This window comes from Bacillus hominis (assembly GCF_030348325.1).
Classification (GTDB): domain Bacteria; phylum Bacillota; class Bacilli; order Bacillales; family Bacillaceae_G; genus Bacillus_A; species Bacillus_A hominis.
The window spans coordinates 1,358,682-1,373,242 of sequence record NZ_JAUCFS010000005.1 but is presented as its reverse complement, the minus strand read 5'-3'; the positions used below and the strand labels follow the sequence as shown (position 1 = coordinate 1,373,242).

The window sequence follows — 14,561 nt, the reverse complement described above, 5'->3', positions numbered from 1 at the left end:
TTTTGTATAGATTTTTTTGGTAATTATACAAAAACACGAATACAGCAATCATTTCAACTTTTCAATTTCTTTCTCTAAAATTGAAATCCAATAAAATTCTCTCTTTTTTATTGCCGCTATTATCCATTTTGTTGTATGCCAAGCTAACTCATATTCTTCCTTTGTAACATCCCCCATTTTATATGCATCCTCTAACTCATCTTCATCCAATACATATATTTCACCGTTTGGTAACAATACTACATCTAAATATAAATCATCAAAATAAGGTAAACCTCGTTCGTCTATTTCATATTTTTTCGTTACGTCAATATAATATTGCACTAATTTTTTTCTATCATCTAGCATAGCTGTTATCGCAAAGTTCTTCCTGGTTATAAAATATTGCATCCATGTATACCCATCATCTGCAATACAAAGCTCTTTACCATTGTATTCTTTATAACTAGGCTCTCTCACTTTTTTTATATCCAATACCCCTAACATACCTGCTTCAACTTGCTTGACTATATAATTCTTCTCTATTAGTCTCTTCCACGAAGAACCGTCACCATATTTACGTTTCATTTCGCCCGCTCCTCTTCTATATATAGAAAAGCCCCCACATATTATGTGAGAGCTTGTTCATATTATAATTAAGCTGCTTGACCTTTTTCAGATATCTCTTTTAAATAAGCTTGTCCTTTTTCAGCGTCATATTGACCTTCCCACTTAGACATAACTACAGCTGCTAAAGAGTTACCTACAACGTTAACTGCTGTACGAGCCATATCTAGAATACGGTCAATACCAGCAATGAATGCTAAACCTTCAGCTGGAATACCTACTGTACCAAGTGTCGCTAATAATACAACGAATGATACGCCCGGTACACCCGCGATACCTTTTGATGTAACCATTAATACAAGTAATAATGTAATTTGTTCCGTAAGGGATAAATCAATACCGTACATTTGCGCTAAGAAAATTGCTGCAATTGCTTGATATAAAGTTGATCCATCTAAGTTAAATGAATAACCTGTCGGAATAACGAAAGATGTAATTGCTTTCGGGCAACCGAATTTCTCCATTTTCTCCATAATTTTTGGTAAAACTGTTTCTGAACTTGCTGTAGAGTACGCTAAGATCAGCTCGTCTTTTAAAATCTTAAAGAATTGGAAAATGTTAACTCCGAATATTTTCGCTGTAATTCCTAGTACAACTACAACGAAGAAGATCATTGCTCCGTATACTACAATGAGTAATTTTCCTAATGGAATTAGTGAAGAAAGACCAAATGTAGAAACTGTAACACCAATTAATGCGAATACACCAAATGGTGCAAATTTCATAACTTGGTTCGTAACGTAAAACATGGCGTCTGCTACACCTTGGAAAAATTGTAGGACTGGTTTACCACGCTCACCAATTGCTGCTACACCTAAACCAAATAGTACAGAGAAGAAGATAATAGCAAGCATATCACCTTCAGCTAATGATTTCATAATGTTCGTCGGAACAATATTTACAAATGTATCCGCAAACGAATGACTTTGTACTTGCTCTGTTGTTTCTGCATATTTAGAAATATCCGTTTTTGTTAATTTTTCCATATCAACGCCTTTTCCAGGTTGGAAAATGTTCGCTATTAATAGACCAACAACAATTGCAATTGTTGTAATAATTTCAAAGTAAAGAATTGTCTTTCCGCCTAGTCGGCCTAGTTTTTTAACATCGCCAACACCAGCAACACCAACAACAATACTTGCTACAACAATCGGCACAACGATCATTTTAATTAATCGGATGAAAATATCGCCAATTGGTTGTAAGTACTTCGCAACTGCTGGATTATCAAAGAAAATCGCACCAACTGCAATACCTAGTGCAAGACCAATTAATATTTGCCATGCAAGTCCTATTCTTTTCATACTTGTTGTAACCCCCTTCGATGTGTCACTCTATCTATCTCTCATTCTATCTATCTCTATAAAACTAAGAAATTAAGAGTATTACATATTATTCGACAATTCACTACATTTTGTCCCTGTTAAAAATCATAAATCAAAAATTAAAATCTGACAACAAAATAAGTTTGCCCGAACGCAAATAATTTTCTTGACAAAAACAAACCCCATGTCAGAAAACCTCACATGAGATCGATTCCTCACTAGTGATTTATAGGTTTTTAAAGTGATGTTTCACCCCCAAAAAACTCCATCACTTTCCATATTTTTCTTAAAAAACAAAATAGAAATCCACACCTTTTTATACATTCAAGAATTTTAACTTTATGACGAACAATACGAAAAAACACTAAATTCCGACAAAACTTAGCAATTTCATAAAATTTTCTTTACATTATGATTACAATGATAGACACCCTTCTTCTTATGATATATAACATTCATAGGGAAAGGAGCCAGACAACCATGAAAAAGAAATTTGCAGCGTTTAGCGTTTTAGCAGCAGGAACGATTTTTGTTTCTCCATTACTTTCACCTGTATACGCTGAAACAAATCAAGATAAATTATCTAATATACAATCAGAATTAGATGGCAAACAAAATGACTTACAAAATAAATCAGCTGAGAAAGAACAAATAGAAAAAGAAATTCAAGAATTACAAAAGAAAATCGATGAATTAACTACTTCTATTAATAAAAACGAAGCTGAATTAAATGATACAAAAAAAGAAATTAGCAAAACACAACAAGTAATTGCTGACAAAAAGAAACATATAGAGCAATTACAAACAAACATAGATACGCGTCAGGAAATTATTAAACAACGATTACAATCTATGCAAGAAAAACCTCGTACAAATATTATCACAGAGGTATTAACAACTTCTACAAACATTGCTGACCTTGTTGATAATATGTACTCCGTAAGTTTAATAATAAACAACGATACAGATATTGTGAAAAAACAAACAACTGATCAAAATGCTATAACGACAGAAAAAGAAGCTGTTGAGAAAAAAGAGCAACAACTGAAAGAATCTGAGCAAAAATTAGTACAAAAACAGCAAGAATTACAAAATAACCAGCAGCAGCAACAAACTTTCATTAACGATCTACATACGAAAGTAGCAAAAGTAGATTCAGAGATTGAAGGATTAGAAGAGTCAAAAGGTATTTTAGAAAATCAGCGTCAAGCTGTTCAAAAAGCAATTGAAGAAGAAAAACGTGCGGAGGAAGCACGTAAAGCTGAAGAGGCACGTAAGGCAGAAGAAGCACGCAAACAAGCTGCTACATCTGCTCAAGCTGCTCCAACACCACACGATACCAATATAGGTGGCTTTATTAAACCAGCAGCCGGATCGAAAACTTCAGGATTTGGTACACGTTCTTTAGATAACCATAAAGGAATCGATATTGCCGCGTCGGGAACGGTTCCAATTATCGCCGCTGCAGATGGTGTTGTTATTCGCTCAGAATTATCATCAAGTTACGGAAACGTTGTATATTTATCACACCGTATAAATGGAAAAACATATACGACAGTATATGCTCATATGAGTAGCCGTTCTGTATCGAATGGACAAACTGTAAAACAAGGCGATCAACTTGGATTTATGGGGAATACTGGTCAGTCTTACGGACAACATTTACACTTCGAACTTCACCTTGGTGAATGGAATGTCGGCAAGACAAACGCTGTCGATCCATCTCCTTATATCGGATTATAAAAAACTCGGTGCATACCGAGTTTTTTATTTACACTTCACACAATATAGGCATTCCACATAGACTACAACTAAATGCCTATATTTTACGAGGTGATCAATATGAATACACAATTACAGCAAGAAATAGAAGAAGCTAGAGAAACATACATCGGCAGGTTATTTACATTCGGCGGCTCAGCGTTATTTTTAATTGGATCATTTATCGCAGTTGTCACAGCTTATAAAGCATATAATCGCTTATTAAATACACCTACAACATAATAAAAAGACGGAGATTTCTCCTTCTTTTTATTATGCAAACATTTTAAATACGCCTATCGCATTTAAAAATACGATAATTACAGTTACTGGAATAACATAACGAAGTAAGAAGAACCAAATGTTAAACAATGTTTTCCCTTTCGTTTCCGTAACTTCTAATTCTTTCATTAATAACTCTTTACTCATTTTATTTGGTACGAATAGCGAAATAGCTAGTACTCCTAACGGCATTAATACATTACTTACCGAAAAATCGACGAAGTCAAAGAATGTCTTACCAAATATTTTCACATCACTCATAATTCCAAACGATAACGCTGATGGAATTCCAACTGCAAAAATAAGAATACCAATTAATAACGAAGCTGACGGACGCTTCTTCTCATTATCTTTCGCAACAGATGCTACTACAATTTCAAGCATTGAAATCGCAGATGTTAAAGTCGCAAAGAAAAATAACACTAAAAACATAATGAAGAAAAATTGTCCAAATGGAATTTTTGCAAAGACAGCAGGAAGAACGATAAACAGTAGCCCTGGTCCTTCTGTCGGTTTAACTCCTAATGCGAAAATCGCTGGGAAAATCGCTAATCCTGCAAGTACTGTAATAAATACAGTTAAACTTACAATAGATGTTGCTGATTTCGCTAAATGCTCTTCTTTCTTTAAATACGAACTATACGTTACCATTACCGAGGCACCTACCGTTAGTGAGAAGAAGGATTGTCCCATCGCATATAAAATCGTATCTGCTGTAAGCTTTGAAAAATCTGGTTTTAAGAAGAACTCAACCCCAGCCATAGCGCCATCAAGTGTTAACGCACGAATAATGATAGCAATAAATAAAATAAATAATAGCGGCATCATGTACTTACTTGCCTTTTCTATGCCTTTTTCTACACCTTTACTAACAACAAAAATGGTACAAAGCATAAAGATAAATTGCGCCCCAACCGCACTTACTGGATTTGAAATTGTTTCAGCAAACAATTGCCCATAATCGACTACTCCGTTCCAGAAACTACCTGTGACACTATAGTATAAATAAAGTAAAATCCATCCACCTACAACACTATAAAAAGATAGTACACTAAAACAAGTAACAACCCCCATACGACCAATCCAAGGATATAACTTGCTATTTGGTACTAATACTTTATAAGCTGTAACTGCCTCTTTTTGAGTACTACGGCCAATAACAAATTCAGCTACAAGAAGAGGCATACCAATAAATACAGTTAATAGTAAGAATACAAGGAAGAATGCGCCTCCCCCGCCATTACCTGCAACATATGGAAACTTCCATATTGCCCCAAGACCTACTGCTGCTCCGGCTGCTGCGAGTACAAAGCCTATTTTCGACGTCCATTGCTGTGTTTCTTTCATTATAATTTCTCCTTTTCTGAATATTTAAACTTTTACTAATTATACACTTTCATTTCATACTCGCACACCTCCTTTAGAAAATAAAAAAGTCCCCTACACGCAAATATGCATGTAGAGGACGATATATGTAATATAAATACCGTGGTACCACCTCAATTGGATCAATAAATCCCACTTGTTCAAGTACAGGAAAAATCCGATACTCTATCCTTTTAACGGCGGAACCCGGGTTGCCTACTGCAATGTTCAGCATACCTCTCGCAAGCCCATTCTGTATATTTTATCGTACCGGGCTCACACCTTATCCCAGCTCTCTGAACGCCTCAAATATACGTACTCTTCTTGCTCATCGATTTCATCTATTGAAGTTACTTGTGATTATAAATTATATTTTTATACTTGTAAAGTACAATTTACTTACTATCCTATATGAACTTTTTTCTCTAATTCCTGTAAAAAGAGTTCTCTTTTTATTTCATCTTGAACATATATCGATTTTAACACTTCTTGTAATGCTATATTTTTCTGCCGTTTCTCTAGTTGTAATTCTTTCACTTGCATTCTTACTTCATATAAAAAATCAAGATACGATTCATACTTCTCATCATATTTATTTGCGATATCATCCCGAATTTTTTTTGCAAGTTTCGGACTTGCCCCTCCAGTAGAAACAGCTACATTAAGTAGTCCACGATGAATTGCCGCCGGAAAATGAACATTTCCACTTTCCGGATTCGTAATAACATTTACCAATTGATTTACCGAGGCATCTTCAGCAATTTGTTCATTTAGTACCGAATCGCTAGTCGCTGCAACTACTAAAAAAGCATCTTTGATATCACTTTTTTCATACTCTCTTTGATACCAACGAATTTGCTTTTCTTCTACAAGTTTCACTAAATTCGCATCTAATTCTGTACTTACCACAACTATATCCGCACCTTGTTTTAGTAAAGGAATAATTTTAAACCCTGCTACTTTCCCTCCACCAATGACAACAACACGTTTCTTATCAACTCGCACTGTAAGTGGATACATATTGATCTCCCTTCAATATTTCCTCTGTTTTCTGAATTAACATCTCTCGAAACGCTACATTCTTTCCTAAATATGGACTTATTTTTATCTCTTCCGACTCATATTGACGCACTTCTTTCTCAACATGTTTCATGAGTAAGCCTGTAAATAATAAGTAAGGTAACACAACAATGTTCCGTTCTTTTTGTTCTACAATTTCTTTCAACTTCTCATCAAACTTCGGCTCCGCGGCTGCTAAATAACAAACTTCCACTTCTTTAATGTTCTCTTCTTTTTGAAATAAAGAAGAAATCCACTTTATGTCTTGTAAAGTTTCCGGATCACTACTCCCTCTTGCAACAAGTAAAAGTGTTACTTCTTCATCATAGTCTTTAATGCCACTTCCGTTATATACCGCTTTTACTAGTACTTCGGATACACCAAATGGATTACCATACACTATTTTGATATCCGGATATTCCTCGTTTAACTTTCGTAATTCAAGCGGAATATCTTTCTTTACATGTCCTGCCGCTAATAAAAAAACAGGAATAGCAACAATCTCTGTAGCACCACGCTTCACACATGTACGAAATCCTTCTTCAATAGAAGGACTCGCTAGCTCTAAAAAACAAATTTCTTGAATATTTGCCTCTACACGGTTCATACATGACGTAATAAATGCAACAGCTTCTTCTTTTGCTGCTTTCAAACGGCTTCCATGACATATATATAGAACAGCCTTCATTTTACAATACTCCGCTTACTTGATATGCATTTTCCGTTTGTTTCTCAAACCAATGTATCTTTTCTCTAAAACGGACAACTTCTCCAATAACAATCATACTCGGATTTTGAATTTGTTCTTTTTTGGCAACATCTACAATTGTTCCTAACGTCGCTGTAACAGTACGCTGCATAGATGTCGTTCCCCACTCAATGATAGCGGCAGGTGTACTTTGATCTTTTCCATGTTTTATTAGTTGTTCACATATGTAAGGTAAATTACTAACCCCCATATAAACCGCTAATGTATCTACACCCTTCGCTAAACTTTCCCACTTCACGTCCTCTTCAGCACCTTCTTTCCGGTGCCCTGTCACAACAGCAAAACTTGCACTTGCATCGCGATGCGTTACTGGAATTCCAGCATAAGCAGGTGCAGCTATCCCAGCCGAAATACCTGGGACGATTTCAAATGGTACACCTTGCTTCGCTAGCGCTTCAGCTTCTTCTCCGCCTCTGCCAAATACAAACGGATCTCCGCCCTTTAAACGCGTTACAACCTTTCCTTTTTTTGCGTATTTAATAAGAAATGTGTTAATCGTCTCTTGCTTCATCGTGTGATAATTCGGGAGCTTCCCGCAATAAATTAAATCTGCTTCAGGCTTTGCGTACGAGAGCAACTCTTTATTCACCAGACGGTCGTATAAAATAACATCCGCTTTCTCAATACATTTCAATCCTTTAACAGTGATTAACTCTGGATCACCAGGACCCGCTCCAACGATATATACTTTTCCCATCATCTCTCCTCATTTCTACTATTAAAGTGAAACTTCCATCCTTATAGTATGAATGGAAGTTTACATTACTTCGTATTTCAATGTTCCTTACTCGTGAATAACAAAGGCCGCACCTTTTCGAATCTTCTTTTTTTCAAACAAGGAAATCTCTTTTACTTCTGGCAACGGTAAAAAATGTTTTTCGAGCTCAATCTCGGCAAGCTTAAATGCCTGTTCTTCACTTTGAGCAACGACAACAATTGGAACAATAGTATTTGCTAATGCCGCTTCAAATCGATATAAATCCATACTATCCCTCCTAAGATGCTATTACTTCTTCTAATACACGATTTAGTACAATTTGTAATTCTTCCACTCCAACACGTCCTACGAAATCATAAAACGTTTCGGCTAGTAATTTATTCTTTTGGAAATAACTTAAAAAGGACACGAGAACATCCGACAAATCTTCTCCATCTATCTTCCCTTTTAATTTTTCGTTATATGCTCCTCCGTCTAATAGCGTTCCGCCCACATATATTTCAAACGCCTCAACGATTCCCTTTTCCTTTGTTTTCAGTTTTACCCCTTGCAAACCAATATCAGCAATTTGACGTTGACCACAGGAGTTCGGGCATCCTACCATATGAATTCGAACTGGAACATCGAGTGCAATTTGTGTATCTAAGTACTCTGCGATTTTGCGTAATCTTTCTTTCGTTTCTACTAAAGCAAGATTGCAATACTCAATACCGGTACATGAAACCGCATGACCAATAAATGATTTCGGATTTGCAGAAATTGCTTCAAACAACGGTTCACTTAATAATCCTGCAACATTTTCCGGCGGAATATTCGGAACAATGAAGTTTTGAGAGTTACAAGTTCGAATTTGCCCGTTTCCATATTTCTTTGCAATTCTTGCAATCTCAAACATTTCCTCTGCATGTAAACGCCCTACTGGTACATTAAAGCCGACATACTTTAATCCTTCTTGTTTTTGATTTTGAACGCCATAAAAGTATCCTGCATTCCAGCCTTTGAGAGCACTTTCCCCTTTACTTTGCAATGGGCCTGTGTATTCTACTAGTTTCTCTTTAAATTTCTCAGCGCCCCAGTCAGCGACAAGAAATTTCAAACGTGCTAAGTGGCGTTTTTCACGATATCCAAAATCACGGAATATAGTAGCGATTGCAATCGATACTGCCTTCACTTCTTCTGGTAAAACGAATACATCTAATTCTTCCGCTAAGTATGGACGAGCTGATAAGCCTCCGCCTACTTTTATATGAAAACCAACTTTTTTCTCACCATCTATTTCTTTCGTAGCAGGTGTAAATGCCACACAGTTAATCTCTGCATTTGCTGAATTATAAATGTTAGAACTAATAGACATTTTAAATTTACGTGGTAGATTAGAAAACTCTTCATTATGTTGGAAATAATCGTATATTTCTTTAACAATCGATGTTGTATCAAATAGTTCATTCGCATCAATTCCAGCAAGTGGATTACCTGTAATATTACGCGTAATATCACCGCATGCCCCCGCTGAAGATAAACCAACTCTCGCTAATCTTTTAAAAATATCTGGAATTTGCTGAATTTCTAACCAATGAAACTGAATCGCCTGCCTTGTCGTAATATCTATCACATCGCGTCCATAGTCCGCAGCGATAGAAGCAAGAACTTCCGCCTGTGCATTTGTAATAATCCCAGAAGGAATATTGACACGCATCATAAAATATCCAGCTTCTTTCGGACGTTGTAAATACAATCCCGCCCATTTAAAGGCGTCCCACTCTTCTTTCGGAATAGATTCAAATCCATTCTCCGCATAGTAAGGAATATCATTGAAGATTTCTAATCCGTCTTTCTCTAATTTCTTTTTCTCTGTTTGATTTAATTTTTCATTATTAGCCCACACTTTTTCATAACTCATCTTTTATCCCCCTATATGAAACTGCGCTCTTGTAAGTACTTCACAATTTGTTCTGCACATTCTTCAATAGAATGCTTGTGCGTTTCTACAATTAATTCCGCTCGTTCTGGTTCCTCATACGGTGAATCAATACCTGTAAACTGTTTAATATCACCTTTTCTCGCCTTTTTATAAAGCCCTTTCGGATCACGTTTCTCGCATTCTTCAATCGGACACTTCACAAAGACTTCAATAAATTCATCTGCCGCTAATAGATCTCTAACTTGTTTTCGATCTACTCGAAATGGTGAAATAAACGCTGTAAGGACAACAGTTCCTTGGTCTACAAATAGCTTCGCCACTTCACCAATACGTCTTATATTTTCCATACGATCACTTTCAGAGAACCCTAAGTCTTTATTTAAACCGTGGCGAATATTATCCCCATCTAACACATAATTCCCAATATTCTTTTCAAATAGTTTCCGAGCAACCGCATTCGCTACGGTAGATTTACCTGAAGCCGATAAACCAGTAAACCAAACTACAAAACTATGATGCCCATTTTTCACTCTTCTCTCATCTTTTGAAACAGATGCTGTATGCCAAGTAATATTCGTATCCATCTCATTCTCTCCCTATTCTGTTACTGCTTCTTTCTTCAAACCTTTAATTAACACTTCCACTACTTCTTTACGGCTAAATGCACTTGGTGGAATCTCACCATTTCTTAACATCTCTCTTACTTTCGTACCCGACAAAATGACATGATCCTCTTTTCCGTGCGGACATGTTTTCGTTGAAGCCATCGTTTCACATTTCGTGCAGTAAAAACTATGTTCAAAGAATAGCGGTGTAATCCCTAACTCTTCTACTGTAAAATTCGCAAAGATGTCTTGTGCTTCATATGTTCCGTAATAGTCTCCTACCCCGGCATGATCACGCCCTACAATAAAGTGGGTACACCCAAAATTCCTTCTTACTAATGCATGAAATATCGCTTCTCTTGGCCCGGCGTAACGCATTGCTGCGGGAAATACCCCTAAAAAAACGCGATTTGCCGGATAATAATTTTGCAGTAATACTTCATAACTTTCCATCCTTACATCAGCTGGAATATCATCTGATTTCGTTTCACCAACGAGCGGATTTAAAAAGAGGCCATCTACAATTTCAAGGGCAGATTTTTGAATATATTCATGAGCACGATGCACTGGGTTTCTCGTTTGAAATCCCACTACTGTTTTCCAACCACGTTTTTTAAATTCTTCTCTCGTTTCAATTGGATCTAAATGATAAGAAGGAAATTGATTATGTTCAAAGCGTTTTGTGAGAATAATAGCTCCTCCAACGTAAACGTTTGGTCGTTCATATAATTTTTTCACTCCTGGATGAGCCTCATCCGTCGTTTTATATACGAGTAACGCTTCTTTTTCTTTATCAGGCACAAAAATATCTTCTATTTGAATGACACCATATATAGTTCCATCGTTAACCAGTTTTACTTCTTCTTCAATTTTCAATCTATCCGCTTCTTCTTCTGTTACTGGTAATGCAATCGGTATACTCCAAACACTACCGTTTACTAAACGAAGCGTTTCTACAACTGAGTCATAATCTCTCTTCCCTAAAAATCCTGTAAGTGGACTATATCCCCCTGTCGCCAGAAGTTCTAAATCACTAAGCGCAATTTTGTCTAGCTCAATTTCTTTGACAATGTTCGATATGTCATATGTTTCATCAATACGGTTTACTAATTTATTTGTTGTACTCATCTTTTTATATCCCCTCTTAGAGTTATTTCAAGATCTATCTTATTGAAAATGGAGTCCGCATTCTGTCTTCATTTTCCCAGCCCATCTTCCATCTCTTGAGTCGCCACCATCTCCTACAGGCAATGTACATTTTTCACACCCAATACTTGGATACCCAACATCATGCAGTGGATTATATGGCAAACTATGTTTGTATACATATCGCCAAACTTCTTTCCAAGTCCAATGAATGAGTGGACAAATTTTAATAGACCGAAAACGATGATCTTGATTCACAAATTTTGTATGCTTACGCGTTTCTGATTGTTCCCTTCTAAGGCCTGATATCCACGCTTTTTCGGCTGCTAATGATTTTTCTAGCGGCAAAATTTTTCTGATCTTACAACAGAGATTCGGATTACTTTCCCATAATTTTTCTCCATGAAGCTTTGCCTGTTCTTCAAGTGTAAGTGCTGGCTGTTTTTCTATAATATTTAATGAAGGAAATCTCTCTCGTACCTTTTTAATTAATTCGTACGTTTCTTGAAAGTGAACATTTGTATCTAAAAATACAACTTTAGCAGATGGATTTACTTGGTTTATAAGATGCAATAAAACCATCCCTTCCACTCCAAAGCTACATGCATATACAATTTCACCTTTATATTCTTTATAAGCCCAACTTAATACTGATAGCGCGCCTTTTGTTTCATCTTCTTCTGAAAATGAAACGCTATTTTCTTCCCACGTTTCATACGTCAACATGTTTTTTCCCCCTGTAAAAGCAAAAAGACGGTTTTAACCTAATAAAATAGGTTAAAACCGCCTCTAGTTTTTCTAGTCAGCGCTTTTTACTTTAAACGTACTTTTTCACTTTTCTCTAATTGAATGACTTTTCCATCTTGCACAACAATTGTAATTGAACCATATTTCATATCAGCAAGCATCGCTTGAATCTTCTCAGACACTTCATCAAAATGCTCCCGTACACTCACGCGAACAGCCCCCCCTTTTATTCATAAAAAAAATCTTTCCCATTTCGAAAAGACTGTTCGGTAATATATTTTACCTTATCTTTCAAAATGGATTCCATTTTGCTGGATTTAGCACCTTGCTTTCTATAAGCAGGTTGCCGAGCTTCGTCGGGCCAGTTCCCTCCGCTTCTCTTGATAAGCTTTGTATTTGTATTTTATCACAATTCAGATTTTTTTCAATCCTAGTTTTCCGATATATTTAATTATTTTTCTTTTTTTAAAAGGAGTTGCCTTTACTAGACAACTCCTTCTTTCTCATTCACACCAGCTCTTTAATACGTATGCGATCGTTCCCAATAATATTTTCATATGTTTCACGCTCTACAACAATTTGTGATGTCCCACCTTTTGCAAAAACGACAGCTGGTCTACGAATACGATTATAATTATTCGCCATCGAGTACCCATATGCACCTGTACATGAAATCGCTAGTAAATCAGAAGAAGCAACTTTCGGGAGATTAATATCCCAAATAAGCATATCTCCACTTTCACAGCATTTCCCAGCAATCGAAACGAGTTCCTCATTTTCATCATTTCCTCGATTCGCCAACATTGCCTCATAACGAGCTCCATATAGAGCCGGTCTTAAATTATCTGTCATTCCACCATCGACTGAAACATATTTTCGAATGCCAGGAATATCTTTCACCGATCCGACTGTATAAAGTGTTGTTCCAGCATCACCTACGATACTACGACCTGGTTCAATCCATATTTCTGGAAGCGGATATTCACATAGTGTAAATTGTTCGCTTATCGTACTCGTTACAGCGTGCACATACGTTTCAAGTGTTAACGGTGTATCTGATTCCGTATAACGTATACCGAAACCTCCGCCCACATTTAATACTTTCATCACATAATGTGTTCGCTCTCTCACTTCTTCTAAAAATTGGCGGAGTACTTCAATTGCTCGAACAAATCCAGCCGTTTCAAATATTTGGGATCCAATATGCGAGTGAATTCCTAACACATTATAATTTGATTTTTGCAAGGCAAGCTCAATTGCTTGCATCGCTTGACCATTTGAAACACCAAATCCAAATTTCGAATCCTCTTGACCTGTTGTTATATATTCGTGTGTATGTGCCTCTACTCCAGGCGTTACACGGATTAATATGTTCACAAATTTCCCATGTTGCACTGCTAAATCATGTAAAATTTCTAATTCTAAGAAATTGTCTACTACAAAACAACCGATATTTGCCTGAAGAGCCATAATCATTTCTTCTTCTGTTTTATTATTTCCGTGAAAATGAATACGCGATGCAGGAAACCCTGCTTGGAGCGCAGTATATAATTCTCCTCCAGAAACAACATCTAAAGACATATTCTCTTCACGAGCTACTCGGCACATCTCCATGCACAAGAACGCCTTGCTAGCATATGCTACTTGATAAGAGAAACCACTTTCTTTAAAAGCACGATGAAACGCACGACATTTCCCTCGAATTGACTCTTCATCGTATACATAAAGTGGTGTTCCGTATTCTTTTGCTAGTTGCGTCGTATCGCACCCTCCAATTTCTAAGTGTCCTTGCCCATTGATTCGGCTTGTGCCGTGTAAATACATTTGAATTCCTCCCTTATTTCCTCTAAAACTCATAACCCCAATCTTCTATTCATTGCAGCACGCTTTTAGATAGACAAAAAACGCGCGGAACAATGTTCACACGCGTTTCTTATTAGGAAAAATATATATTGAAAAAATAAACGAGTTGTTATCTTCTCAAATAAGAAACCGCATCAACATCTCCAAATAGCTCTCCATAAAATAAATATTATGACAGTACTACATTTATTCAATGTAGTCCCAATATAAGAATAAGGTGGTCATTCTTATATTTCGGCAATAGTCCCTTTCAACCTATGATCACAGATTCCACTAAATCTCACATAGCTTACTCTTTCCTATCGCGGCCTCTACCTTTGAGAGTAGATGAGGTAAGTCTATTTAATTTTCAAACATCTAATGTTGCTATTAACAATACCAAAGGAACATTTTA

General features: G+C 36.4%; 15 protein-coding genes, 2 riboswitches and 1 other annotated feature. Of the genes, 2 read left to right on the top strand and 13 right to left on the bottom strand.

The genetic code is table 11. From position 1 onward, the window contains the following. Nucleotides 1-48: 48 nt before the first annotated feature. Nucleotides 49-567, bottom strand: a complete 519-nt coding sequence (locus tag QUF93_RS09390; RefSeq protein ID WP_289358578.1) for a ribonuclease FAU-1 family protein — start codon at nucleotides 565-567, stop codon at nucleotides 49-51. A 68-nt stretch (nucleotides 568-635) separates the two neighbouring features. Beyond that, complete coding sequence (gene gltP / locus QUF93_RS09385) at nucleotides 636-1,910, bottom strand: glutamate/aspartate:proton symporter GltP (protein ID WP_289358577.1); 1,275 nt, start codon at nucleotides 1,908-1,910, stop codon at nucleotides 636-638. 501 nt (nucleotides 1,911-2,411) lie between these two features. Here gltP and QUF93_RS09380 point away from each other — a divergent pair. Continuing rightward, nucleotides 2,412-3,674: a murein hydrolase activator EnvC family protein gene (locus tag QUF93_RS09380; RefSeq protein ID WP_289358576.1), complete on the top strand. Its 1,263-nt coding sequence runs from the start codon at nucleotides 2,412-2,414 to the stop codon at nucleotides 3,672-3,674. A gap of 99 nt (nucleotides 3,675-3,773) precedes the next feature. Then, entirely contained in the window at nucleotides 3,774-3,935 is a 162-nt protein-coding gene (locus QUF93_RS09375) for a hypothetical protein (RefSeq protein ID WP_289358575.1), read from the top strand. A 30-nt stretch (nucleotides 3,936-3,965) separates the two neighbouring features. Here QUF93_RS09375 and QUF93_RS09370 read toward each other — a convergent pair whose 3' ends face one another. The 11 genes from QUF93_RS09370 to lysA form a co-directional block, all read right to left on the bottom strand. Then, complete coding sequence (locus QUF93_RS09370; protein WP_002117502.1) at nucleotides 3,966-5,321, bottom strand: sodium-dependent transporter; 1,356 nt, start codon at nucleotides 5,319-5,321, stop codon at nucleotides 3,966-3,968. A 111-nt stretch (nucleotides 5,322-5,432) separates the two neighbouring features. Next, nucleotides 5,433-5,680 (bottom strand) — a binding site (T-box leader). Nucleotides 5,681-5,741: 61 nt separating this feature from the next. Continuing rightward, nucleotides 5,742-6,359 carry an NAD(P)-binding protein gene (locus tag QUF93_RS09365; protein ID WP_002117500.1) on the bottom strand — a complete coding sequence of 206 codons (618 nt, stop codon included), beginning with the start codon at nucleotides 6,357-6,359 and terminating at the stop codon, nucleotides 5,742-5,744. Continuing rightward, nucleotides 6,334-7,086 (bottom strand): sirohydrochlorin chelatase, encoded by a 753-nt coding sequence (locus tag QUF93_RS09360; RefSeq protein ID WP_289358574.1) that lies wholly within the window; start codon nucleotides 7,084-7,086, stop codon nucleotides 6,334-6,336. Before QUF93_RS09360 ends, QUF93_RS09365 begins: the two co-directional genes overlap by 26 nt. Nucleotide 7,087: 1 nt before the next feature. Beyond that, a complete protein-coding gene (cobA, locus tag QUF93_RS09355; RefSeq protein ID WP_289358573.1) occupies nucleotides 7,088-7,864 on the bottom strand; it encodes a uroporphyrinogen-III C-methyltransferase in 777 nt (258 codons plus the stop codon). Nucleotides 7,865-7,951: 87 nt separating this feature from the next. After that, complete coding sequence (locus QUF93_RS09350) at nucleotides 7,952-8,152, bottom strand: DUF3906 family protein (protein WP_097902378.1); 201 nt, start codon at nucleotides 8,150-8,152, stop codon at nucleotides 7,952-7,954. A gap of 10 nt (nucleotides 8,153-8,162) precedes the next feature. After that, nucleotides 8,163-9,785, bottom strand: coding sequence for a nitrite/sulfite reductase (locus tag QUF93_RS09345; protein WP_289358572.1), 1,623 nt, complete (start codon nucleotides 9,783-9,785; stop codon nucleotides 8,163-8,165). 11 nt (nucleotides 9,786-9,796) lie between these two features. Then, entirely contained in the window at nucleotides 9,797-10,390 is a 594-nt protein-coding gene (cysC, locus tag QUF93_RS09340) for an adenylyl-sulfate kinase (protein ID WP_002117491.1), read from the bottom strand. A 12-nt stretch (nucleotides 10,391-10,402) separates the two neighbouring features. Then, nucleotides 10,403-11,539 carry a sulfate adenylyltransferase gene (sat, locus tag QUF93_RS09335; protein ID WP_289358571.1) on the bottom strand — a complete coding sequence of 379 codons (1,137 nt, stop codon included), beginning with the start codon at nucleotides 11,537-11,539 and terminating at the stop codon, nucleotides 10,403-10,405. Between the two features lie 39 nt (nucleotides 11,540-11,578). Further along, a complete protein-coding gene (locus tag QUF93_RS09330; protein WP_289358570.1) occupies nucleotides 11,579-12,283 on the bottom strand; it encodes a phosphoadenylyl-sulfate reductase in 705 nt (234 codons plus the stop codon). 86 nt (nucleotides 12,284-12,369) lie between these two features. Then, entirely contained in the window at nucleotides 12,370-12,513 is a 144-nt protein-coding gene (locus QUF93_RS09325) for a YezD family protein (RefSeq protein ID WP_000116159.1), read from the bottom strand. Nucleotides 12,514-12,585: 72 nt separating this feature from the next. Then, nucleotides 12,586-12,694, bottom strand: a riboswitch (SAM riboswitch). A gap of 117 nt (nucleotides 12,695-12,811) precedes the next feature. Further along, on the bottom strand, nucleotides 12,812-14,128 hold the full coding sequence (gene lysA, locus QUF93_RS09320) for a diaminopimelate decarboxylase (RefSeq protein WP_002117487.1): 1,317 nt from the start codon (nucleotides 14,126-14,128) through the stop codon (nucleotides 12,812-12,814). A gap of 179 nt (nucleotides 14,129-14,307) precedes the next feature. Beyond that, nucleotides 14,308-14,489, bottom strand: a riboswitch (Lysine riboswitch). Between the last annotated feature and the right edge of the window lie 72 nt (nucleotides 14,490-14,561).